Source organism: Thioalkalivibrio denitrificans (assembly GCF_002000365.1).
GTDB lineage: Bacteria > Pseudomonadota > Gammaproteobacteria > Ectothiorhodospirales > Ectothiorhodospiraceae > Thioalkalivibrio_A > Thioalkalivibrio_A denitrificans.
Window position 1 is genome coordinate 1 of the sequence record NZ_MVBK01000152.1, and the last position, 21,671, is coordinate 21,671.

Consider the following 21,671-nt stretch of genomic DNA (forward strand, 5'->3'; position numbering starts at 1 on the left):
ACGCCGCCATGAAGTACCGTGATGAGGGCGTCCCGCTGGTCGTGCTGGCCGGAAAGGAGTACGGGTCCGGCTCCTCCCGGGACTGGGCGGCCAAGGGCCCCTGTCTGCTGGGGGTGCGCGCGGTGATCGTGGAAAGCTTTGAACGCATTCACCGTTCGAACTTGGTAGGCATGGGCGTGCTGCCCCTGCAATTCCCCGAGGGTCAGAATGCACAGACCCTGGGCCTCACCGGCCGGGAGCAGATCGATATCGAGGGGCTGAGCGACGGCTCGGCGAAGGAGGTCACGGTCAAGGCGACGGCCGACGACGGATCCGAGGTCCGCTTCCAGGCACGTGTGCGATTGGATACCCCGCAGGAGGTGGATTACTATCGGCACGGCGGCATCCTGCCCTACGTACTGCGCCAGCTGGTGAGCTGACCGGTATCCGGCCCCGCGCCAGCGCGCCTCACGCGCGCCGCGCGGGTCCTAGCCCGCATATCTCNNCAGCGCGCAGATCGGCGGCCACAGTAGAAGGGTGGTGAGATATGCGGGCTAGGCTGCCGCGCCGGAGGGGCTGCGGTACAGGCAGATTTCGCTTGCGCAAGGGAACAACAGTCTGTAGCTTATGCGCGAAGCCTTCGGATTCATGGGCTTATGAACAATAAGCAGAAGTTACGTACGATTTACCTTGTGCCGGGCTCGGTTTTGGCGGAAGACGTGCGTGATCGCACGGGCCGACTGCTCTTGTCGGCCGGATTGCCACTGAAGGAACGACATTTGCGTATCCTCATGACCTGGGGGGTCACCGAAGTGGTGGCATGGTGTGAGGATGGAGACGCTCAACCCAGGGAGGATGAGGGGCGGTCGGAAGAAGAGACCGGGAAAGTGGTAGACCCGCGCCATCTTGAGCAGGCCGAGGAGGTTGCTGGAGACGCGTTCCGCCACTGTGATCTCGACATGCCGGTGATGCAGGCGCTCTACGAGGCGTCGGTCAGGAACCTGGCACTGGAGATCTCTCAAAAAGGTCCCACATGACGGCGCAGACGACCGGAGATCTGATCAAGGAAAACCTGCAGCTAGCGACCCTCCCGGACATCTACCACCGGATTGAGGAAACGGTCAACGACCCCACAAGTTCTTTCGACGCCATGGCGCGCATCATCGAGCAGGATGCCGCCCTCACCGTTCAGGTCCTCAAGGTTGCCAACAGCAGCCTCTACGCCTTCCCCTACAAGATCCAGTCCGTCTCCCGGGCCATCAGCATCATCGGTACGCAGCAGTTGCGCGACCTCGTGCTCGCCGCCACGGTCATTCGCTTCTTCAATCAGGTGCCGGTGGGCGCCGTGAACATGGACAGCTTCTGGCGCCACAGCGTCGCCTGCGCCATCATCTGCCGGGCCATCGCCACGTTCCGTCGCGAGCCCAACGTCGAGCGCTTCTATGTCTCGGGGCTCCTGCACGACATAGGCAGGCTCGTGATGTTCATGCACCTCGAGGATCAGGTCACGCCCCTGCTCAGGCGCCGTGATGAACTCGGCGAGTTGCTGTTCCGGGTGGAGCAGGAAATGTTCGGCTTCGATCATGCGGGTTTGGGCGGTTCCCTGCTGGCCGCGTGGCAACTCCCGCCGGTATTCGAGGAGGCCGTACGCTGTCACCATGCGCCGGAGGAGGCCATCAACTACCCCATTGAATGCGCCGTCGTGCACGTGGCCGACAGCATTGCCAACGCCTTGCGCATGGGTACCAGCGGTGAACGCTACGTGCCGCCGGTCAACCCGGGTGCCTGGAGCCGCCTGGCACTGCCGGAATCCGCTCTTGAACAGATCATCGAGTATACTGACCAGCACTACCAACAGGCCGTCGACGTCTTCCTGGGGTAATCCATGCCATCAGAAATGGCCAAGACTGGGAATCACTCGCTGCCTGATATTGAGTTCCTGAGACGACGCGTCGAATACCTGGAACGGACCAACCAGTGGCACAGCTATGCCATGGATGTGCTGGGGTCCATGACCGCCATCTTCGGCGACAACCAGCGCAATCGCGACACGCTGTCGATTCTCAGGAACGCCCACGAATGCATCGGCCGGATCATCAGCTTCGATGAGGCCGGCTACTACACGGTGGACGACGAGTCCAGCTTTCACCTTTCCTACGTACAGCCCAACGGCGCCGAGGCGCGCATCGACGCCGAGGTCGAGGTGTTCATCCGCAACGGGATGTTCTCCTGGGCGATCAATCAGAACCATCCGGTCTGCCTGCCGTCCCGGGACCGCCAGTCGACCATCATCCTGCACGTCATCTCCACCCGTACCCGCATCCGGGGCATGTTCGCGGGGCGACTGCTGGAGGAACAGGCGGGCACGACGGAATCGGCGCTCAAGCTCCTGTCCATCGTGCTGTTCAACACGGCGTACGCGCTGGAGAGCGCGGCGCTCTACAGCCTCATGGACCAGCAGCAGCGCACGCTGAAGAAGATCACCGAGCGCCAGTCCCAGGAACTGGTGCACCAGTACAGCCACGATCTGCTGACCAACCTGCCCAACCGCGTGCTGTTCGTGGACCGCCTCGAGCAGCTCATTGCCCGACGCTCCACGCGGGACGCCCACCTGGCCGTGATCCTGCTGGACGTGGACAACTTCAAGCGCGTCAACGACTCGCTGGGTCACAAGGCCGGCGACCTGCTGATCAAGCGGCTGGGGACGGAACTGCGCAACAGCTTTCTCACAGAGGAGATTTCGCGCCGTTTCGATCTCGAGCCCGCGAGCATCACTCTCTCACGCCTGGGCGGCGACGAATTCGGACTGATCCTGGAAGGGATCGATTCCCTGGATCTGGTGGTCCGGGCGGTGCAGTACCTGATCGACCTCATCAGCCGCGAGCACGAGATCGAGGGGCACCAGGTGTTTCTCACCTGCAGCGTCGGGATCAGCGTGTTCCCCTACGACGGCGACGATGCGGACACGCTGATCAAGAATGCCGACGCGGCCATGTACGACGCCAAGCAGCGGGGTCGCAACAGCTTCCAGTTCTACACCAAGGACATCAACTCCCAGACCTATCGCCAACTTATCCTCGAGAATGAACTGGTCAAGGCGCTGGCGCGGGAGGAGTTCGAGATCTACTACCAGCCGCAGGTGGAGCTGGATACCGGCCGGGTGGTGGGCGCGGAGGCGCTGCTGCGTTGGCGCCATCCGGAAAAGGGAATCCAGCCCCCCGCCAACTTTATTGCCATTGCCGAGGAAACCGGGCTGATTGAGGGGCTCGGTCTGTGGGTCATCCAGCAGGTCTGCGAGGACCTCTACCGGCTCGGCGGCGACGGCAACGGACAGCCCCGCATCGCCATCAATCTGTCGGCCCGCCAGTTCCGCCAGGCCGACCTGGTGGACCAGTACCGCACCGTCATCCGGGAGACGGGCATCGACCCTGGAAAGCTGGAGCTGGAACTCACCGAAAGCACCATCATGAAGGACATCGACATCGCCGTCGGCATGTTCCAGCAGCTGCACGCCCTGGGCGTGCGCCTGGCCATCGACGACTTCGGCACGGGTTATTCGTCGCTGAACAATCTCAAGCACTTCCCCATTGACACGCTCAAGATCGACCGTTCCTTCGTGCGCGACATCCCCGGAGACAACGACGATTCGGCCATCGTCACCGCCATCGTGGCCATGGCCAAGAGCCTGCAGCTGGAGGTGGTGGCCGAAGGTGTGGAATCGCGCGAGCAGCTGGAATTCCTGCGCCGCCTCGGCTGCGAGATCGTCCAGGGCTACTACTACAGCGAACCCCTCCCCTTCGACGACTTCCGCAAACTCCTAAACGGCTGGACAGTCGAGGCCTGATTGGCCGCGTTAGGCGTTAGGCGGGAGGGGCGAAACCACCCCCACCCTGGCCCTCCCCCATGAGGGGGAGGGGATGATGGGCGAGTGATTGGGAAGGAATGTGCTGCGGGGCTTGCATCTGCAGGCAGGGAATAGGCTCCCAGCCTAACATCTAACACCTTGCTTTTGACCTCTCATACCAGTCGCATGGCAAACTGTGTGTTGGTGGCCATCGGACAAGTCGAACTTATACTTCCTACTTCTCATTTCTCACTTCCCACCTCCCAATTCCCACTTCCCAATTCCCACTTCCCAATTCCCAATTCCCAATTCCTAAACCAGTTTCCCCGGATCAAGAAGCTTGCGCAGCTCCGCTTCGGACAGGTCGGTCTCCTCCAGGGCCACGTCGATCACCGGGCGGCCTTCGGCGTATGCCTTCTTGGCGATGGCGGCGCCCTTCTCGTAGCCGATGATGGGGTTCAGCGCAGTCACCAGGATGGGATTTCGGTCCAGGGCCTCGCGGATGCGCGACTCGTTCACGGTGAACCCGGCCACGGCGCGGTCCGCCAGCAACCTCGAGGCGTTGGCCAGCAGCTCGATGCTCTGCAGCAGGTTGTGGGCGATCACGGGCAGCATCACGTTGAGCTGGAAATTGCCCGACTGCCCTGCGATTGCCACCGTGGCATCGTTGCCCATCACCTGGGCCGCCACCATGGCGACGGATTCGGGGATCACCGGATTGACCTTGCCCGGCATGATGCTGCTGCCCGGCTGCAGGGACGGCAGGCTGATTTCGCCCAGCCCCGCCAGCGGCCCGGAGTTCATCCAGCGCAGGTCGTTGGCGATCTTCATCAGGCTCACGGCCACGGTGCGCAGTTGCCCGCTCACCTCCACCGCCGTGTCCTGGGCGCTCAGGCCCTCGAAGAAATCCGGCTTGCTGCGAAACGCCTCGCCGGTGGCCTGCTGCAACTCCTCCGCCACGAGACCGGAAAAGCCGGGTTCGGCATTGACACCTGTGCCGACCGCGGTCCCACCCAGTGCCAGTTCAAGAAGGCCCTGTCCGCTGCGCTCAAGCCGATCGATGCCGTTGCGGATCTGCCGTGCCCAGCCGCCCACCTCCTGACCCAGGGTCACCGGCATGGCATCCATCAGGTGCGTGCGTCCCGTCTTGACCACACCCGCCAGTTCCCCGGCGCGGTGCTCCAGCGTGGTGGCCAGATGGTCAAGGGCCGGCAGGAGGCTGTTCACCAGGGCCAGGCGGGCCGACACGTGAATGGCGGTGGGCACGACATCGTTGGAACTCTGGCCGAAATTCACGTGGTCGTTGGGATGAACGGTCGCGCCGAGGCGCTCCGACGCCAGCCGGGCAATCACCTCGTTGGCGTTCATGTTGGAACTGGTCCCGGAGCCGGTCTGAAACACGTCCACGGGGAAGTGACGGTCATGGCGCCCCTCGGCTACCTCCCGCGCCGCCCCATCGATCGCCTTCGCCACGTCGGCGTCAAGCGCGCCCAGCGCCGCGTTGGCACGCGCACACGCACCCTTGATATGACCGAGCGCCTGGATGAACCCGGCCGGCATGGCAAGGCCGCTCACCGGAAAATTGTCCACGGCGCGCTGGGTCTGGGCTGCGTAAAGCGCATCCGCGGGGACTTCCACGGTCCCCATGCTGTCTCGTTCGGTTCGGGTCTTCTTATCAGTCATGCAGGTCTCCGGGGTATTGCGCGTGATGGCTGTGGCGGGCCCGAGCGGCCCGGCCCTGTAGTATAATGCAGCGTTCCCAAGCCTTTGAAATCCGGAGCCTGTTCATGGATCTCTCGCCCCTGACCGCCGTCTCGCCCGTGGACGGTCGATATGCCGCCCGAACCGAGGATCTGCGCCCCGTGTTCAGCGAGTTCGGCCTGATCCGCTACCGCGTCCGGGTGGAGGTGGCCTGGCTCAGAGCCCTGGCCGCCCATGAGGGCATCCCCGAAGTGCCGCCCCTGAGCGAGCACGCCGCCAACGTGCTGGACGGCATCGTCGACGGCTTCAACGAGGAAGACGCCCGCCGGGTCAAGAACATCGAGCGCAGCACCAACCACGACGTGAAGGCCGTGGAATATCTTCTCAAGGAGAAGATCGCCGGCAACGCCGAGCTGGAGGCCATCTCGGAGTTCTTCCATTTCGCCTGCACGTCCGAGGACATCAACAATCTCTCCTATGCACTGATGCTGCGCGATGGACGCAGCGAGGTGCTGCTTCCCGGCATGGACGAGGTGATCGATGCCCTCAGGCGACTCGCCCATGAGCACGCGGAGCAGCCCATGCTCTCGCGCACCCATGGACAGCCCGCCTCCCCCACCACCCTGGGCAAGGAGATGGCCAACGTGGTGCACCGGCTCAAACGCCAGCGCGACCAGGTGGCGGGCGTGGCCCTCATGGGCAAGATCAACGGGGCCGTGGGCAACTACAATGCGCATCTGTGTGCCTACCCCGACGTGGACTGGCAGGCCTTCGCACGGGATTTCGTCACCGGCCTCGGCCTTGAATGGAACCCCTATACCATCCAGATCGAGCCCCACGACTACATGGCGGAGCTGTTTCACGCCACGGCGCGTTTCAACACGGTGCTCACAGACCTGTGCAGCGATGTGTGGGGTTACATATCACTGGGTTACTTCAGGCAGAAGGTGGTGGCAGGCGAAGTGGGCTCGTCCACAATGCCCCACAAGGTGAACCCCATTGACTTCGAGAATGCCGAGGGCAATCTCGGCCTTGCCAATGCGGTGTTCGAGCATCTGGCGGGAAAGCTGCCTGTGTCCCGCTGGCAACGGGATCTCACCGACTCCACCGTGCTGCGCAATATCGGCATTGGCTTCGCGTGGTCAAGCATTGCCTACCAGTCCGCCCTGAAGGGTATCGGCAAGCTGGAGGCGGACCCCGACCGCCTGGCCGGAGATCTGGATGCCAACTGGGAAGTGCTGGCCGAGGCCATCCAGACGGTGATGCGCCGCTATGGCATCGAGAAGCCTTACGAGAAGCTCAAGGAACTGACCCGGGGGCAACGCGTGGATGCGGCGACGATGCGCGCCTTCGTGGACGGGCTCGATATCCCGGACGCCGACAAGGCCCGCCTGCGCGAACTCACCCCCGCCACCTACATAGGAAACGCCGCCGAGCAGGCCCGGCGCATTTGAATGTGCGCCGAGGCAGTCCGTGCACTAACGCAAGTCCACGGGAAACGCATAAGGACCAGGCACCTGTCATCCCGAACGACGGAGTGGCCGGTGACGGCGACCGTCTTCACGATGTACATGAGGAGGACATAGCCGTACGCTATTTTTTACAGCCCCATCGTGACTACGGCGCGTCGTCCCGTTGGCCTCCGCCGGTGTGTCTTCGGAACGGACAGGTGCCTGGAAAACATGCCCCCGGAAGCCGCAAGCGGCCGGTCATCAGTGCCTGAACGGTGACGTCATGACAGATTCAGGATCCGATCACCGGCCCTTCCGGGGGGCTTGTCCAAAGACAAAGCGAATCTCGTGCCAAACTGCACGCCGCCCGGACGATTGCCGCTACCTACTGATTCAACAGGATTTTTGTCAATCACCCAGGATACCGCCCCGGCCGGTCGCCACCTTCGACTGTGTGATATGCCACACCACCCCGTGAACTGACACACCCGCACCTCCGTGACGACACCCCATGCATATCCGGATCCCCATGCGCCCATGACGCTGCTGGGTGGCCTCACCCCCGCCCGCTTCCTGCGCGATTACTGGCAGCAGCGACCCCTGCTCGTGCGCCAGGCACTGCCAGGTTTCGAATCGCCCCTGTCGCCGGAGGAGCTGGCTGGGTTGGCCTGTGAGGAGACGGTGATCAGCCGGCTAGTGAAGGAACACGTGGCGGAGGGCGGCTGGGCGGTACGTCACGGGCCTTTCGACGAAGCCGATTTTACGGGCCTGCCGGAGACTCACTGGACTCTCCTGGTCTCGGACCTGGAAAAGCACCTGCCGGAGTTGCGCCGTTACCTGGAACCGTTTCGGTTCATCCACGACTGGCGCATGGACGATCTGATGGTGAGTTACGCGGTGCCGGGGGGTTCCGTGGGACCCCACGTGGACCAGTACGACGTCTTTCTGCTCCAGGCACACGGCCGCCGCCGCTGGCAGATCGACACGCGACCCGTTGCCGGGGACAACTTCCTCCCGGACCAGACGCTGCGGATTCTCCGCAGCTTCGACCCGGAGGAGGACTGGGTGCTGGAACCGGGGGACATGCTCTACCTCCCTCCGCAGATCGCTCACCATGGCGTCGCCGAAGGCCCCTGCATGACCTGGTCCATCGGTTTCCGGGCCCCGGCCTGGCGCGACCTGCTGGCGGCGTGGGTGGACGAGCGCTATGCGGCCATGTCGGGCGACGCGCGCTACGAGGATCCGGCGCGCCCCCCCGCAACCGATCCGGGCGAAATCCCGCCTGCAGACCTGGCGCAGCTCATCAGCGGTATGCGCGAGGCCATGTCAGCCGACGACCGTGAACTCGGCCGCTGGCTCGGACGTCACCTCACGGAGCCCAAGGGGGAACTGCTGGACATCATGAAGCTGCCCGAGTCGATGTCGCCCGACGCCGCGAGTCAGGTGCTTGACGGTGCCTCACGGCTGGAACGCCACGGGGCCGCGCGCCTCGCGTGGATCGGGGGACTACAATGTGTGCACCTGTACGTGAACGGCAGGGAACACACCCTGCCCCCGGAATCCGCAGTCCTGGTGCGTCTGCTCTGTGGCGCCTTGGACTACGATGCACAGGCACTGCAATCGGCGGCAGCGCCGGTGCCGGGGGGCGCCGAACTCTTGCTGGAACTGTGCGCCGCAGGGGTTTTGCTGCCGGTCGCCGGGGATGAACGCTGAATGACGCGCCAGTGCCCGACATCGGCGCGAATCAGGTGAAGGGCACGAAGGACATCGCTTGCTGCAGAACCCTTCGCGCCCTTCGCGGTGCGCTTCTCACGCAGTACCCGCCGGTTCAGGACAACGCGTCGCGCACGCGCTCCAGGCGGGATTTCACGTCGGCGGCCAGCGTGTGGATCTCGGGCTTGTCCACGAGTTTCAAAACGGCTTCCGGGTCCATGAAATTCACGCTCACGGAGCCGTCTTCCTCCTCGCGCACCACCACATTGCACGGCAGGAGCAGTCCGATATCCGCATCGGCTGTGAGTGCCTTGTCGGCGAGCTGCGGATTGCAGGCCCCGAGGATCTTGTAGGGCCGTTTGTCCAGGTCCAGCTTCTTCTTCATCACCGCCTTGACGTCAATCTCGGTCAGCACACCGAAGCCTTCGCCCTTCAACGCCTCGGTCACCTGCTCCACGGCGGAATCAAAATCGCCCTTGACCTTCTTTCCAAATCCGTACATCGCCATGCCTCCGGGTTTCAGGAACGGGAGAGGAAGCTTAAACGCAGTCCGGCGCAAAATCGACCCGACCGACAGCGGGTTCTTTCCCGTGTCTCGCCACGGCCATTCGCCGCGGGGCGGCCCCCGGGGCAATCTGCCGGAAATGGCACTATAGTCGGTGTTCATGGATGACCATTGCGCGCCAGGCCATGCCCTGCGTCACACGATCGCATTTCACACCACCGAACCCCTGTGGCAACGGGCGCCCACCCGTGATGAGCAGGGCCGTCCGCTGCCCGATTTCATGATGCTGATTCCGCGCCTTGGCACGCGCCCCGCCCGGCAGGTTCGGACGACACTGCAGGCGATCGCCGAGGTGCTGCACCAGTACCGCGATGCCGTGGTGTTCGCGGACATGAATCTCAGGATCAACGTGCTGTGGGTGACGGTGCGCCCCGTGCCGGGCATCTGCCTCGAATTGCCCGCAGCCCTCAAGGTGAGGGTGCCGGAGGCCATGCTGGTGGCGCACAGGGCGGGCTGAAGTGCGACAAACGCCCGCTCGACCCCACGCTCACCGAAGCGCTGGCGCTCGACATGACTGCGAATCTCCTCTCCCAGGCGTTGCCCCGCCTGCGCCGGGAACCGTCCGGTCTCTGCAGCACGTAATCCACCGCATAGGGGCCTTCGCCCCTCCGACCCAGGGGATCCACTTGTATGCGATCCTCATCGCGGGGCAGCAGGCAACACAGGTAGTCCGAAATACCTCATGTTCAGTCTAAATTATGAATTGTATTCTATTGTTTGCACGAATAATCATACGCGCTTTTCTGGCCTGTTTCCCGCATCGCTCCGATAAGGCCCCCGCCATCATGGCCCACGTTGCGGTGCGCTGATGACGCATGGTTGACTGAAACTCGACCGATAGCGGGTTGACCTCCGGGATGGCGATGCCAGGCAAGCACACGACGACAAAAGGCACAGACACCATGGATACGCAATCGCTGCTGGAGGAAATCGCCCTGGAGGCCAGGGGGCTGCTCGGCGGGGGCCGCGTGGCTGACTACATACCGGAACTGGCCCGCGTGGATCCCGACCGGTTCGGCATGGCGCTGTGCAGGCCCGACGGGGAGCAGTGCAGCGCCGGCGATGCCGAAGTGCCCTTCTCGATCCAGAGCATCTCGAAGGTCTTCACCCTCACCCTCGCGCTCCAGATCGCGGGTGACAAGCTGTGGCAGCGCATCGGGCGCGAGCCGTCGGGCAGCGCCTTCAACTCCCTGGTGCAGCTGGAGCAGGAACAGGGGATCCCCCGGAATCCCTTCATCAACGCCGGCGCCCTGGTGGTCACCGACGTCATCGGGTCCAGACTGAGAGACGCCCGTGGCAAGCTGCTGGAGTTCATGCGGGGGCTGTGCGGCAACGACGGTATCAATTTCGACGAGGCCGTCGCACAGTCCGAGCAATCCACCGGACACCGAAACGCCGCCCTCGCCCACTTCCTGAGGAGTTTCGGAAACCTGGAGAACGCCCCGGAAACCGTGCTGGACGCCTACTTCCACCAGTGCGCACTGGCGATGAGCTGCATCGACGTAGCCCGCGCAGGACTGTTTCTCGCCAACGGCGGTGTCCTGCCCTCCACCGGCGAACGCGTCATTCCCGCACCGATGACCAAACGCATCAATGCACTGATGCAGGTCTGCGGCACCTACGACTCCGCCGGTGATTTCGCGTACCGCGTGGGTCTGCCCGCCAAGAGCGGTGTCGGCGGCGGGATTCTCGCGGTGCTGCCCGGGCATTTCTCCCTGTGCGTCTGGTCGCCTGAACTGGATGCCTCCGGCAACTCGCTGGCCGGCACACGTGCCCTGGAACTGTTCACGATGCGCACGGGGCTCTCAGTGTTCTGAACGCATGCGCCCGGTGCACCGGGTCGCTTCTGATATGCTGGGACCTACCACAGCGGGCACCACCTTGACCTTATCCATGACCCTTGCCTCATCCCTTCAAGCGCCGGGGCTGACGCCGCATTGCCGGGAAATGAGGCTGAACTGATGGATCTCACCCAGTTCAGCGCCGGTCTGATCGCCTACATCGTGGTCGTGGTGTTCCTGGCGGGAGTCGTGCGCGGATACTCGGGCTTCGGATTCAGCGCCCTCGTGACGCTAAGCCTCGCCCTGTTTCTGCCGCCGGCCATGGTCATTCCCATGCTGATGCTCATGGAGATCATGGCCAGCATCCAGACCCTGCCGCGCGTATGGAAACAGGTGGATCGCGTGACGCTCACCCTGCTCATGGCCGGATCCGTGGTCAGCGTGCCGTTGGGCGCGTATCTGCTGGCCAATCTGCCTGACTCCGAACTGCGGCTCGTGATTTCCACCATGGTGCTGGTAGTCACTATCATCCTGTGGCGCGGCTACCGATTCCCTGCGCGCGGGCGCAAGGGCCTGTCGCTGGCCACCGGCCTCGGTTCGGGCATGATGACCGGCGCAGCCGGCGCCGGCGGATTGATCGTCGCCGTGATGTTCCTGTCCATCAGCGCCCACATGGCCGTGATCCGGGCGACCATGATCGCTTACGTGATGTTCCAGAGCAGCTACATGGCTGTCGTCGCCGGCATCTACGGACTCATGAACCTGCACACCCTGATTTCGGCCGTCGTCCTTGCCGTGCCCATGTTCGCCGGCGTGATGGTGGGACACCGCACGTTTGTTGCCAGCGCACAGGTGGCCTACCGGCGCTTCGTGCTGATCCTGCTGATGGTACTGTCCGTGGCCGGGATCGTCCGCGCGCTGATGGGATGACTATTGCATTCCGCAGTAACGCAACTGCGGCCCGTTCACGTAGCCGTCAGGGTCATGAGGATATCGGCGTACCAGGCACAGTTCAGGCCAAGGGCTTCATCCAGCACCAGGTCCCGGGTGCCCACGTCGAGCCTCGCCGAATGGACCCCCAGCAGCATCCATGGCAACACCTCCTGAGAGCGCAGCGGATCGGAAATACGCATCACCACGGGTGCCCCGCTGGTACCGCGGTGAGTACGGGCATCGGTAAGAAAATACCCTTCGCCCTTGAAGCGCAGCCCGAAGGAGGACGCCACCGCTGCCTGGCGCACGACCGGCATGTGGTGGAGAGTGTCGTGAAAGCCCAGCGGGAAACCGACCACCAGGAGCGAGGTGCCCACTTCCACCTGGTCGAACGGACCCAACAGGTGATCCGGCGTGAAAGCATTGTAGATGGTCGTGTCTGGCAAGGCAGTACGATCGATCTCAAGGGCGGCCACGTCGATCTCGCCGGACTCATCCACGCCCTGGCGCCATATGCTCTGACCATCGCGGTAGAGCAGCATCGAGAAGCCGGTAGAGCTGGCCAGGTTCTCTGCATCGGTGTGCAGCTCGATCTCCATACGATCCGGAAAGTGCCCGCTCGGTGCGTCATGCATCACGTGGCGGCTCGTGACCAGGAACAGGCGCTCGTCACGCGCAAAGAAGAAGCCGCTGGCGTTTGTCAGCAACTGTCCCCCGTCAAACGTGGAGATGCGGGCGGCTGTGAGCAGTATCGATTCGATCATGAATGGTTCACTTCAGTTGAAATTAAAATGCGTAAGTGGTGCGGGATGAGCCTATGACACTCCATAGGATTCTTCCGGAGAATAGACTGATTGTCTTTTCCCTGTATGATTTGCACCCCTGTCCCTTGCGGAGAATCGACGCATGCCCACGGAGGCCATGCTTCTGTACGGCTTTGTTTTTCTGGCGCTGACCCTGGGAGGCATGATCAAGGGCGTGGTGGGCGTCGGCCTGCCGCTGGTGGTCATCTCCCTGCTGGGACTGGCTCTGGATCCGCGTCTGGTCCTCGCCATCCTGGTGGCGCCCATCGTTGCCACCAATCTGCGGCAGGCCTTCGCCGCAGGGTTGCCGCAGGAGGATCTCCGCCGGTTCTGGTCGCTGATCGTGCTCTTCATCGTCGCCACCTGGGGCGGCGCGTACATGCTGGTGCAGGTCAACACGAATGTCCTGCTGGCGATTCTCGGGGTGATCGTGGTGGTGTTTTCGTTTGTGAACCTGGTGAATCCCCGTTTCTATCTGCCGCCCCGACACGAGCGCTGGGTGGGCCCCGCCGTGGGTCTGGGGACGGGCTTTCTCAACGGTATCTCCACGGTCAATGGGCCGCCGCTGGTGATGTACCTGCTGTCGCTGCGTCTGCAGAAGGAGGCCTTCGTCTCCGCCTATGGCCTCATCGCCCTGTGCGGGGCGATCCCCCTGGCCCTGTCCTATGCGGCCGTGGGCATCCTCGGATGGCGGGAACTGTGGCTCTCCGTACTGGCGCTGATTCCGGTGTTTGCGGGGATGTGGATCGGAGAGCGCATCCGGCATCGCATCGACCCGGTCCTGTTCCAGCGGGTGCTGCTCATCACCCTGATCATTCTCGGTCTGAACCTGCTTCGGCGGGGGCTGTTCGGGGGCTGAGACCGACGTGGCTCCTGCCCGGTGGGACCCGCTCGTCTGAACCAATCCCGTGCGGATCAGGTCCAGAAACAGTGAAGGGTGATTGCGTCATGCCGGATCAGTACCTCTCACAGACTCTGTCCCGATCGGCCCTGCCCCGCACCGTGCTGCTGGCGGCCGCAGTCGCAGTCGGCCTTGTGGTTGCCCTGCAGCCTGCGCTGGTGCACAGCGATGATTTGACCCTGCAGTGGGAGCCGCCCCTCGAAGTCGCTTCGGGCGAGGCCTTTCGCGGCCCATGGCGCATGAACGACTCGGATTTCCGCTTCGTGGACGATCCGGCGGTTTCCATCAACGACCAGGGTGTCATTGCCGTGGCATGGGCCGACCAGGCGCGCCAGGAACTCTTTGTTCAGCTGTACGATCCGGACGGTACCCCGCGCCTGGCCGAACTGGCCAACGTATCGCGCAGTTCGGGCATCTTCTCCTGGCTGCCCCGCATCGTGCTGACGGACGGTGATGCGCCGTCCGTCTACGTGCTCTGGCAGGACATCGTGTTCTCCGGGGGCAGTCACGGCGGCGAGATCTTCTTTTCGGCTTCCTTCGATGGCGGTCGCACGTTCTCCGAACCCGTGAATCTCTCCAATACCACTGCGGGCGCGGGCAAGGGGCGCCTGTCCGCGAATTATTGGCACAATGGCAGTCTGGACCTTGCGATGGGTCCGGAAGGACAGGTGTACGCGGCCTGGACGGAATACGAGGGCGCCCTGTGGTTCAGCCGTTCCGTCGATGCGGGCCGCAGTTTCACCGAACCCCTGCGTATCGCCGGCGCACCGGATGCCCTGCCGGCCAGGGGACCATCGCTGGCCGTGGAGGGTGACACGGTTTATCTGGCATGGACCGTGGGCGAGGACCCGTCCGCCGACATCCACATCACGCGCTCCACGGACGCGGGCGAAACCTTCGAGTCACCCCGTACGGTGGCCGCCGGCCCCGGCCATGCCGATGCGCCGAAGCTGGCCGTGGATGCCGAAGGTGTGGTGCACCTGGTCTTTGCCGAAGGCCCCGACGGACCCGCCGGGCCGTACCGCGTCAGGTACACACGGGCCACTGACCGTCTGGACTTCGAGCGTTCCAGGGTGATTGCAGGGCCGGCCCGGGGCGACGTGGCCATGGTCCATTTCCCGCATCTGGACGTGGACCGTGAAGGCCGGGTCTACGTGCTCTGGGAACGTTTCCCTCATCGCAGAGGCAGACCTCTGGGTCTGGGATACACGTGGTCGGCTGACGGAGGCGCATCGTTCGCGGCGCCCCGCGTACTGGCGGGCAGTGACGATCCGCGCCTGGGCGCCAACGGCAGTCAGCAGGGCCTGCTCATGCGCAAACTGGCGCTGAATGCATCCGGCCGGGCAGCCGTGGTCAACAGCAGCTTCATGCCGGGCGAGACCAGTCACGTCTGGCTCTTCAGGGGCCACTTCCCGGACAGCCCGTGACGAGCGGATCCAAGGTCCCGGGCCTCATCAGGTCGATTGCGCTTCCCGCATGTCGCGTTCCAGGCAGCGCATCAGGAACAGCGCGCTGACCAGGTGGCACAGCGCCAGCACCAGCGCCAGGAGCGCATAGAACAGGGCCCAGGCCCTGAATCCCTGCAGTACCATCAGTGTCGTGGGGAATCCGATCAGAACCATGTAGAAGATCCCGAAGGTGGGCAGTGCCACACGGTCATGCACCCGGCGCTGCCAGTCCGGCCAGGCCGACGCCAGCGCAAACACGGGCTCCCGCCCCGGATGGAGGGCATTAAGCCGCGTCTCGAAGCGGCGCATGCGGGCCTGGTGAAAGAAAAAGATGGACTGCTTCAACAGGTTGTAGAACAGCACGAACATGATCACCAGCAGGAGCGTCGTGAAACCCACCGGCGTGACCGGTTCGTCCAGACGCACGTTCAGCTCCAGCATCCGCGCAACCGGATCCCAGGCAAGCACGGCACCAATCGCCCCCAGCAGCTTGATGTCCGACAGGGCATCCTTGACGTAGGCATTGCAGCATTCGGAGAGTCGCACGTACTCCTTGTACAGCAATTCCGTGTTCTCTCCCTCCTGCGGCCCCGACGGGTGTTCGTTCATTTTCACACCTCCGTGTCCTGCCTGTTTCCTGTCAGTCTAGCGCGGATATGGCACCACCGTTTGTGGACGGGGGTGCTGCTCCTTCGCTGTGCCGCGACCCCCGCGCTACAGCGCAGAAAGTAACAAGGGGTCAGAGTCGTTGAAATCGGATCAACGACTCTGACCCCATGATCCACCTCAGTGTGCTGGCTGTGGCTTCGCCGTATCCGGCCTGCGAGCAGGGCGTGGGAACACTAGTGTTTGACGCGCCGTGATCGGGCGCCAAGCAACAGTACGAACCCCAACAGCATCAGAGTCCAAGGCGCCGGAACAGGCACGGGGGTGGGATCCGGCGTTGCACCCGCCTCGGTGAAGAACGACTGGCCCCACGCGGTACCGAGGCCCTGGCCGGAAAAATCCACCGGATTCAGCGCCGCGCCGGTGGCGGTATCCACGGCAAAGATTTGCGTACCGCCCACGCCGTAGAGCACTCCGTCGTCTCCTGTGGCGAGGCCATATACGTTGGCCACCCCGAAGGGCCCGACCTCAACGGTGTTGGAGAGATCCGACAGATCGATGTTGACGAGTGTCGACGCGGAGGAGGCCAGGTAAAGCTCGCCTTCGTGGAAGGCCAGATCGCCTCCGGAGGAAAATCCCATATTGCCCAGGCTGGTCGCAGCGCCTGTGTTGACGTCGATGGTAAAGAGGTTGGTTGTGAGGTTCCCAGCGGAATAGAGGGTGCCGTCAAGGCCAAACACCAGCGCATTCGCAGCATTGATGCCGTGAAATCCGATGAAATTCGTTTCGGCGGTGGATACGTTGACTGAATAGAATGAATTGAACGAAACCCCGAATAGGTTGCCCGACGGATCAAAAGCAATATCGGTCAGCGTGACACCAAGATTGCCTATCACGTCGACGTCTCCGGTCTGAACGTTCACGGTGCCCAGATTGCCTTGCGAGTCATGCACGTACATGATGGGCGCGGCGCCCAGCTTGCCGCCGACCCCCAGCGCGGCCGTCAGGACCAGCAGCATCACAAGCCTGCACATCTTTACGGTCATGGTGTGTCTCCCTCGTTTGCGGCCACGCCTGCCCTTACCGTGGCCTTGTGTGTTGACCATGCAACCGAGCTTCAAGCAACCCGCATGCCAGAGGGGCCGCGAAAGGCGGTTTATCAATGACTTGGAGACACGGCCCGTATCCGCTGCTGCACTTGTTGTAAAGAATTTCGACGCACCATAGCCTTCACGAATCGTCTCCCGACCGGGTCGATACGGGTGAGCAGTGTCACCCTGCCGCGCGAGGGCTCATGCTTCCGGCTCGGTGTCAGCGGCGTCATCGATCGCCGCGATCTCAGACAGCACCGTCGTCGCGTAACCACCAGGTGGCAACTGGAACGCCAGCACCAGCGTGAGCCGATCCGGCCAGCGAGCAGACAGCGCCTCCACCCGCATGCGCAGTGCCCTGCGCTCCTGCTTCAAGCCCGCCTGTGCCAGGCCCCGCGCAAGTTCCGGGGCTTCATCGGCCGCGGACTGCTCCAGCATGGCCACATCCCCCCGGGCAAGCGTTGACCCCTGCCCCCACAGGGGCCCACTGGGATGGATGTCGAAACGCCGCACTCTTTCTTCCAGCAGGGCATCGACTTGCTCGACTGGAAAGTGACTGCGGCTACCGTCCAGGATCATCACGTCACCGGGCAGGGCCCGGCACCAGGTCCCCTGTGCCACGCGACTTTCGAGTACCCGATTGAACAGCGCGGAACGGGCGGCAGACAGGTAAATGCCGCGCAGCCTGCGGTCGCGTACGCGTAGCGTGCCCTCGAACATGGCGCGTGCCTTGTCCAGGTTAGCGCCGTTGCGCCCGAAGCGCTGGGGACCGAAATAGTTGGGGACACCCCGCTCACGAATGAGGGCGAGACGCTCCTCCAGAGCCGCGAGATCACCGTTGCATTCCCGCAAGGTCAGACGGAAACGATTGCCCGCGAGATGGCCGGTCTTCAATTTGCGGCTGTGGCGTTCGGCGCGCAGCACGCGGAACTCGTCACCCAGCGTTGCGGACCAGTCGGGTGCGTCCTGACCGGGAAGATGCACGCTGAACCACTGTGTGGTGACCGCGTGGCGGTCCTTGCGTCCGGCATAGCCTACTGCCGCGTTGGACACGCCGGCCGCCCGGGCGAGGCAGCGCGCAGCGTGTTCGCTGTTGCAGCCGGTCTTTTCCAGGAGGATCCAGACATGCTCGCCCTGCCCGTCCGGTTCCGTCGCCTGGATCTCCTCCACCACGAAGTCCTCGGGCCGGCTGCGGATGCGCGCTTTGAACAAGGGTGGGTTGCTGGGGTTCATGAAAATGAAAATGCAATGGACAGGATGAACAGGATTTTTCAGGATTCACAGGATAAGGCTTTATCGGTTTTGAGAGGTCGCAATCCGCCAAGCCTTGAGTAATCTTCTCGCTACGGCGGCGCTTGGACGATTCAGGGGTTAACTCCGCAAAAACCTGTCAATCCTGAAAAATCCTGTTCATCCTGTCCATTCAGCTCTTCGGCTTCTCCGCCACCTTGTCCCGCAGATAGACGGGCAACGCCTGCTCTGCCGACACTGCGAGACCCGCGGCGAAGTCGCGCACGGCGAGGCGGGCCACCTCCCTCGCAGATGGAAAGGACGCTGCGTCGAAGCCTCCGAGCCGCCCTCCCAAGCGTGTACGCAACGCGTCACCGTAGGCACCCCATCCGGATCCGATACCGTACCAGCCGTCGCCTAAGGGCATCGGCACGGCCTCCGGGGCGATGACCTGCTCGCGGCCGACCGGGACGGCGAGCCCTTCTGCGTCCGCTTCGAAAGCGCCCCAGTAAACCTCGCCCATGCGAGCGTCCAGGGCAGCCAGGACACGCGTGTTGCCCCTGTCCAGACCCTGCTGGGCCAGCGCGGCCAGTGTGGAGACCGGCACGACGGGAAGTCCGGCGCCGAAGGCGGCTCCCTGGATCACGGCGGCGGCGATGCGCACGCCCGTGAATGCGCCCGGCCCTCGGCCAAAGGCCAGCGCGTCGAGGTCCGCGAGACGCACGCCGGCCTCGGCGAGCAGCCCGTCCATCATGGGCAGGATCAAGCGCGCGTGTTCCCTCGGCGCCAACTCGTGACGATCGGCCAGCGCACCTTCCAGCCACAGGGCGGCGGAACAGGCCTCGGTGGCGGTTTCAATGGCCAGCAGCTTCATGAATCGTCTCGTCGTCGCTCATCAGGAAACCCACCACCTCCGCCAGGCTGTCCAGCGTCGGGATGACCGGCAGGCTGTCGATGAAAAGCCTCCCGTAGGTCTTTGTGCGAATGCGCGGGTCGCAAAGCATGAGCACGCCCCGGTCGGTGACGTCACGGATCAGGCGCCCCACGCCCTGCTTGAGGCTCAGCACAGCCTGGGGCAGCTGGTATTCCATGAACGGGTTTCCGCCGGCCTCGCGGATGGCTGCCAGACGGGCCTCCAGCAGCGGGTCGTCCGGCGCCGCGAAGGGCAGCTTGTCGATGATGACGCAGGAAAGCGCGCGGCCGCGCACGTCCACGCCCTCCCAGAAGCTCTGGGCGCCCAGCAGCACGGCATCCCCGGCCGCGCGGAATCGTTCCAGCAGTTCGTCCCGGGGCGCGGTGCCCTGCACCAGCAGTTGGCGCTCCAAACGCCCTTCCAGCAGGTCGGCCGCTTCGCGCAGCGCCCGGTGACTGGTGAACAGCATGAACGTCCCGCCGGGGTTGGCTTCTATCACCGGCAAGGCCGCCTCCACCACGGCGGCCGTGTGGGTCGGGGAGTTGGGCGGCGGAAGGTTGGGCGGCAGGTACAGACGCGCATTGCGCGTGTAATCGAAGGGGCTGTCCAGGCACAGCGTTTGCGCCTCCTCCAGCCCGAGGCGACCGGTGAAATGCTCGAAGCGCCCGCCTACCGCCAGCGTGGCCGAGGTGAAGATCCACGCGCTGGGATAGGCACGCATGCGCTCGCCGAAGCGCTGTGCCACGCTGAGCGGCGTGGCATGCAGGGCGAAGCTGCGGGTGAAGGTCTCCACCCAGCGCACAGTGTCCGGTTCCGGCTCCAGAAACGCGACCAGGCGGTCGCGCAGGGTGTTGGCGCGCCGGGCGCATTGCTCGAGCCCCTTGCCCCGGTCCGCCGCGGTGTCCAGCCACATGACCAGCCCGCCGAGACGCTCCACCAGTGTGTTCATGGCCTCGACCACCTGATCGTTGTCCTGGTGCCGGGCCCAGGGCCCCCTTCCGGTGCCCGCTCCCAGGACGCTGCGCAGGGCGGCCACGGCGGTGGCGACCGCGTCCGCCGCCTCACGCAGGTCGGCCATGTCCTGAGCCTCGCGCAGCTGCTCGGCCACGGAATCGCGTGCCAGGTCCAGTAGCTGACGACTGCCCACGGACCGTCCGAAGAAGGCGGAGGCCACGTCCGGAAGCTGGTGCGCCTCGTCCAGGACGAAGGCATCGGCTGACGGCAGGATCTCTCCGAAACCCTCCTCTTTCAGGCTCAGATCCGCCATCAGCAGGTGGTGGTTGATGACCACCAGGTCGGCTTCCTGCGCACGGCGGCGGGCGCGGACCACGAAACACTCCTCGTACTCCGGGCATTCGCTGCCCAGGCAGTTGTCCACCGTGGACGTGACCCGCGGCCAGAGCGGCGAGTCCTCCGGGATGCCGGACAGCTCCGCGATATCGCCGCGCTCGGTACGCGCCGACCAGCGCTCGATGCGAATGAGTTGGTCCGCCTGCCCCCGGGTTCCATGGCTGCCTTCCTCCCGGGCCAGGGCAAGCCTATGCCGGCAGAGATAGTTGGACCGTCCCTTGAGCAGGGCGAGTCGGGGCACCCGGCCGAGCCCCGCGCCCACCAGCGCGTCGCGCACGAGGGGCAGATCCTTCTGAAACAACTGGTCCTGGAGGTTCCGGGTACCGGTGGAGAGAATCGTGCGCCGAGCGTTCATGAGCACCGGCACGAGATAGCCGAAGGTCTTGCCGACACCCGTACCCGCCTCCACCACGAGGTGCTCACCTTGCTGCAGCGCGCGCTCCACCGCCTCCGCCATCTGCTGCTGCACGGCCCGCGGGCGAAAACGATCCAGGGCGTTGGCCAGGGGACCGTCGGAACCCAGCACCTCTGAGGCCGAAGGGTTCACCCGGCTTCACCGGCCAGTGCGTTGGCCCGGGTGTCCGCTTCCCGGGCGCCGGCTTCGTTGCCCGCCATGCGCCGGGCCTCGGCAATGATGCGCCAGTTGCGGGCCATCATTTCGCGATCACCGCGGGCCAGACCGTTGGAACGCACGGCCATGGCCTCGGCCTGTTGGGGCTCGCCCTGTTCAAGCCGAACCACGGCCAGCCGCTGCCACAGCCGGGCGTCACGGGCGTCGATGCGCAGAGCACGCTCCAGGGTGGTCGCGGCGGCGTCGGGATCCCCGGAAACCAGCTGGCGATCAGCCTCGCCCATCAGCGCCAGCACTGCATCGGAACCATTGGTACGCGTGCCCTCGGGCTCGGATTCCCGTGCAATGACCGGGCGGGTGTCTTGAGCCGGAGGTGACACCGGTTCCACACGCTCCTCGGTTCGGGGTTCATCGGGTGCCGGGCGCGTGGCCTGCGGCGGCGCGCAGGCGCTCAGGATCGCGGCCAGCGCGGCCAGGAGGGAGAGCCGTCGAAGCATCAGAAAGCCTGTGAATAGGGGATCAAATGAGTAATGTCGGAAGCGATAGCGGTGCAAACAGGCAGTTTACACGCACTCCGCGGCCATTTTGAGCGCCTGACCAGGACATTGCACTAGGGCGGCCGACAGTCTCTGGGCCTGTTCGCTAGCTGTGTTACCCCAACAGGTTGTTCACAGGTAAAGCGTGGGAGGCTCTCGGGAAGGAGCGAAGCATGTCCTGCGATGCTTGTTGTAGGAGCCCAGCCCTCTGGGCGAACGAACCGGTGTTGTACCAGTGCTGCGTTCGCCCAGAGG

19 protein-coding genes and 1 pseudogene are annotated in these 21,671 nt (G+C 64.2%); 11 read left to right on the top strand and 9 right to left on the bottom strand.

Annotation, left to right across the window (positions count from 1 at the left end; translation table 11 throughout):
* The 4 genes and pseudogenes from acnA to B1C78_RS17025 form a co-directional block, all read left to right on the top strand.
* Positions 1 to 419: pseudogene (gene acnA, locus B1C78_RS17010) on the top strand (aconitate hydratase); the annotation flags it as partial.
* Positions 420 to 635: 216 nt separating this feature from the next.
* Positions 636 to 1,016 (top strand): hypothetical protein, encoded by a 381-nt coding sequence (locus tag B1C78_RS17015; RefSeq protein ID WP_077280343.1) that lies wholly within the window; start codon positions 636 to 638, stop codon positions 1,014 to 1,016.
* Complete coding sequence (locus B1C78_RS17020; RefSeq protein ID WP_077280344.1) at positions 1,013 to 1,861, top strand: HDOD domain-containing protein; 849 nt, start codon at positions 1,013 to 1,015, stop codon at positions 1,859 to 1,861. The genes B1C78_RS17015 and B1C78_RS17020 overlap by 4 nt, the downstream gene beginning before the upstream one ends.
* A gap of 3 nt (positions 1,862 to 1,864) precedes the next feature.
* Positions 1,865 to 3,823 carry a putative bifunctional diguanylate cyclase/phosphodiesterase gene (locus tag B1C78_RS17025; protein ID WP_077280345.1) on the top strand — a complete coding sequence of 653 codons (1,959 nt, stop codon included), beginning with the start codon at positions 1,865 to 1,867 and terminating at the stop codon, positions 3,821 to 3,823.
* Between the two features lie 312 nt (positions 3,824 to 4,135).
* Here the strand turns inward: B1C78_RS17025 and B1C78_RS17030 are convergent, their stop codons facing one another.
* A complete protein-coding gene (locus tag B1C78_RS17030) occupies positions 4,136 to 5,506 on the bottom strand; it encodes a class II fumarate hydratase (RefSeq protein ID WP_077280346.1) in 1,371 nt (456 codons plus the stop codon).
* Positions 5,507 to 5,610: 104 nt separating this feature from the next.
* Here B1C78_RS17030 and purB point away from each other — a divergent pair, with 104 nt between their 5' ends.
* Positions 5,611 to 6,978 carry an adenylosuccinate lyase gene (gene purB, locus B1C78_RS17035; protein WP_077280360.1) on the top strand — a complete coding sequence of 456 codons (1,368 nt, stop codon included), beginning with the start codon at positions 5,611 to 5,613 and terminating at the stop codon, positions 6,976 to 6,978.
* A 495-nt stretch (positions 6,979 to 7,473) separates the two neighbouring features.
* Positions 7,474 to 8,688, top strand: coding sequence for a cupin domain-containing protein (locus B1C78_RS17040; protein WP_245795483.1), 1,215 nt, complete (start codon positions 7,474 to 7,476; stop codon positions 8,686 to 8,688).
* 115 nt (positions 8,689 to 8,803) lie between these two features.
* Here the strand turns inward: B1C78_RS17040 and B1C78_RS17045 are convergent, their stop codons facing one another.
* Positions 8,804 to 9,190: a DUF302 domain-containing protein gene (locus B1C78_RS17045; protein WP_077280361.1), complete on the bottom strand. Its 387-nt coding sequence runs from the start codon at positions 9,188 to 9,190 to the stop codon at positions 8,804 to 8,806.
* Between the two features lie 163 nt (positions 9,191 to 9,353).
* Between B1C78_RS17045 and B1C78_RS17050 the strand changes: the two genes are divergently transcribed.
* The 3 genes from B1C78_RS17050 to B1C78_RS17060 all read left to right on the top strand — a co-directional run bounded on the left by B1C78_RS17050 (position 9,354) and on the right by B1C78_RS17060 (position 11,964).
* Positions 9,354 to 9,710, top strand: a complete 357-nt coding sequence (locus B1C78_RS17050) for a hypothetical protein (RefSeq protein WP_077280348.1) — start codon at positions 9,354 to 9,356, stop codon at positions 9,708 to 9,710.
* Positions 9,711 to 10,155: 445 nt separating this feature from the next.
* Entirely contained in the window at positions 10,156 to 11,070 is a 915-nt protein-coding gene (locus B1C78_RS17055; RefSeq protein ID WP_077280349.1) for a glutaminase, read from the top strand.
* Positions 11,071 to 11,214: 144 nt separating this feature from the next.
* Complete coding sequence (locus tag B1C78_RS17060; protein ID WP_077280350.1) at positions 11,215 to 11,964, top strand: sulfite exporter TauE/SafE family protein; 750 nt, start codon at positions 11,215 to 11,217, stop codon at positions 11,962 to 11,964.
* 35 nt (positions 11,965 to 11,999) lie between these two features.
* Here the strand turns inward: B1C78_RS17060 and B1C78_RS17065 are convergent, their stop codons facing one another.
* Entirely contained in the window at positions 12,000 to 12,731 is a 732-nt protein-coding gene (locus B1C78_RS17065; protein WP_077280351.1) for a S1 family peptidase, read from the bottom strand.
* Between the two features lie 142 nt (positions 12,732 to 12,873).
* On the opposite strand from B1C78_RS17065, the gene B1C78_RS17070 reads away from it, so the two are divergent.
* Entirely contained in the window at positions 12,874 to 13,629 is a 756-nt protein-coding gene (locus B1C78_RS17070) for a sulfite exporter TauE/SafE family protein (protein ID WP_077280352.1), read from the top strand.
* 89 nt (positions 13,630 to 13,718) lie between these two features.
* The gene (locus B1C78_RS17075) at positions 13,719 to 15,098 is read left to right on the top strand and encodes a sialidase family protein (RefSeq protein ID WP_077280353.1); all 1,380 of its coding nucleotides are present in this window, start codon (positions 13,719 to 13,721) and stop codon (positions 15,096 to 15,098) included.
* 27 nt (positions 15,099 to 15,125) lie between these two features.
* Here the strand turns inward: B1C78_RS17075 and B1C78_RS17080 are convergent, their stop codons facing one another.
* The 6 genes from B1C78_RS17080 to B1C78_RS17105 all read right to left on the bottom strand — a co-directional run bounded on the left by B1C78_RS17080 (position 15,126) and on the right by B1C78_RS17105 (position 21,377).
* Positions 15,126 to 15,728 (bottom strand): hypothetical protein, encoded by a 603-nt coding sequence (locus B1C78_RS17080; protein ID WP_077280354.1) that lies wholly within the window; start codon positions 15,726 to 15,728, stop codon positions 15,126 to 15,128.
* Positions 15,729 to 15,961: 233 nt separating this feature from the next.
* Positions 15,962 to 16,771 carry an NHL repeat-containing protein gene (locus tag B1C78_RS17085; protein ID WP_139350009.1) on the bottom strand — a complete coding sequence of 270 codons (810 nt, stop codon included), beginning with the start codon at positions 16,769 to 16,771 and terminating at the stop codon, positions 15,962 to 15,964.
* A 246-nt stretch (positions 16,772 to 17,017) separates the two neighbouring features.
* Positions 17,018 to 18,049 (bottom strand): tRNA pseudouridine(13) synthase TruD, encoded by a 1,032-nt coding sequence (gene truD, locus B1C78_RS17090; RefSeq protein WP_077280356.1) that lies wholly within the window; start codon positions 18,047 to 18,049, stop codon positions 17,018 to 17,020.
* A gap of 190 nt (positions 18,050 to 18,239) precedes the next feature.
* Positions 18,240 to 18,920, bottom strand: coding sequence for a tRNA (adenosine(37)-N6)-threonylcarbamoyltransferase complex dimerization subunit type 1 TsaB (gene tsaB / locus B1C78_RS17095; protein WP_077280357.1), 681 nt, complete (start codon positions 18,918 to 18,920; stop codon positions 18,240 to 18,242).
* The gene (yoaA, locus tag B1C78_RS17100) at positions 18,901 to 20,856 is read right to left on the bottom strand and encodes a DNA repair helicase YoaA (protein WP_077280358.1); all 1,956 of its coding nucleotides are present in this window, start codon (positions 20,854 to 20,856) and stop codon (positions 18,901 to 18,903) included. The genes tsaB and yoaA overlap by 20 nt, the downstream gene beginning before the upstream one ends.
* Entirely contained in the window at positions 20,853 to 21,377 is a 525-nt protein-coding gene (locus B1C78_RS17105; protein ID WP_077280359.1) for a tetratricopeptide repeat protein, read from the bottom strand. Before B1C78_RS17105 ends, yoaA begins: the two co-directional genes overlap by 4 nt.
* Between the last annotated feature and the right edge of the window lie 294 nt (positions 21,378 to 21,671).

Bases quoted from the DNA above. Each gene is read 5' to 3' on its own strand.
- B1C78_RS17085 (WP_139350009.1), bottom strand. From the start codon at position 16,771: ATGACCGTAAAGATGTGCAGGCTTGTGATGCTGCTGGTCCTGACGGCC.
- purB (WP_077280360.1), top strand. From the start codon at position 5,611: ATGGATCTCTCGCCCCTGACCGCCGTCTCGCCCGTGGACGGTCGATAT.
- B1C78_RS17105 (WP_077280359.1), bottom strand. From the start codon at position 21,377: ATGCTTCGACGGCTCTCCCTCCTGGCCGCGCTGGCCGCGATCCTGAGC.
- B1C78_RS17030 (WP_077280346.1), bottom strand. From the start codon at position 5,506: ATGACTGATAAGAAGACCCGAACCGAACGAGACAGCATGGGGACCGTG.
- B1C78_RS17080 (WP_077280354.1), bottom strand. From the start codon at position 15,728: ATGAACGAACACCCGTCGGGGCCGCAGGAGGGAGAGAACACGGAATTG.
- B1C78_RS17065 (WP_077280351.1), bottom strand. From the start codon at position 12,731: ATGATCGAATCGATACTGCTCACAGCCGCCCGCATCTCCACGTTTGAC.
- B1C78_RS17050 (WP_077280348.1), top strand. From the start codon at position 9,354: ATGGATGACCATTGCGCGCCAGGCCATGCCCTGCGTCACACGATCGCA.
- B1C78_RS17075 (WP_077280353.1), top strand. From the start codon at position 13,719: ATGCCGGATCAGTACCTCTCACAGACTCTGTCCCGATCGGCCCTGCCC.
- B1C78_RS17020 (WP_077280344.1), top strand. From the start codon at position 1,013: ATGACGGCGCAGACGACCGGAGATCTGATCAAGGAAAACCTGCAGCTA.
- B1C78_RS17015 (WP_077280343.1), top strand. From the start codon at position 636: ATGAACAATAAGCAGAAGTTACGTACGATTTACCTTGTGCCGGGCTCG.
- tsaB (WP_077280357.1), bottom strand. From the start codon at position 18,920: ATGAAGCTGCTGGCCATTGAAACCGCCACCGAGGCCTGTTCCGCCGCC.
- B1C78_RS17070 (WP_077280352.1), top strand. From the start codon at position 12,874: ATGCCCACGGAGGCCATGCTTCTGTACGGCTTTGTTTTTCTGGCGCTG.
- B1C78_RS17025 (WP_077280345.1), top strand. From the start codon at position 1,865: ATGCCATCAGAAATGGCCAAGACTGGGAATCACTCGCTGCCTGATATT.
- truD (WP_077280356.1), bottom strand. From the start codon at position 18,049: ATGAACCCCAGCAACCCACCCTTGTTCAAAGCGCGCATCCGCAGCCGG.
- B1C78_RS17055 (WP_077280349.1), top strand. From the start codon at position 10,156: ATGGATACGCAATCGCTGCTGGAGGAAATCGCCCTGGAGGCCAGGGGG.
- B1C78_RS17060 (WP_077280350.1), top strand. From the start codon at position 11,215: ATGGATCTCACCCAGTTCAGCGCCGGTCTGATCGCCTACATCGTGGTC.
- B1C78_RS17045 (WP_077280361.1), bottom strand. From the start codon at position 9,190: ATGTACGGATTTGGAAAGAAGGTCAAGGGCGATTTTGATTCCGCCGTG.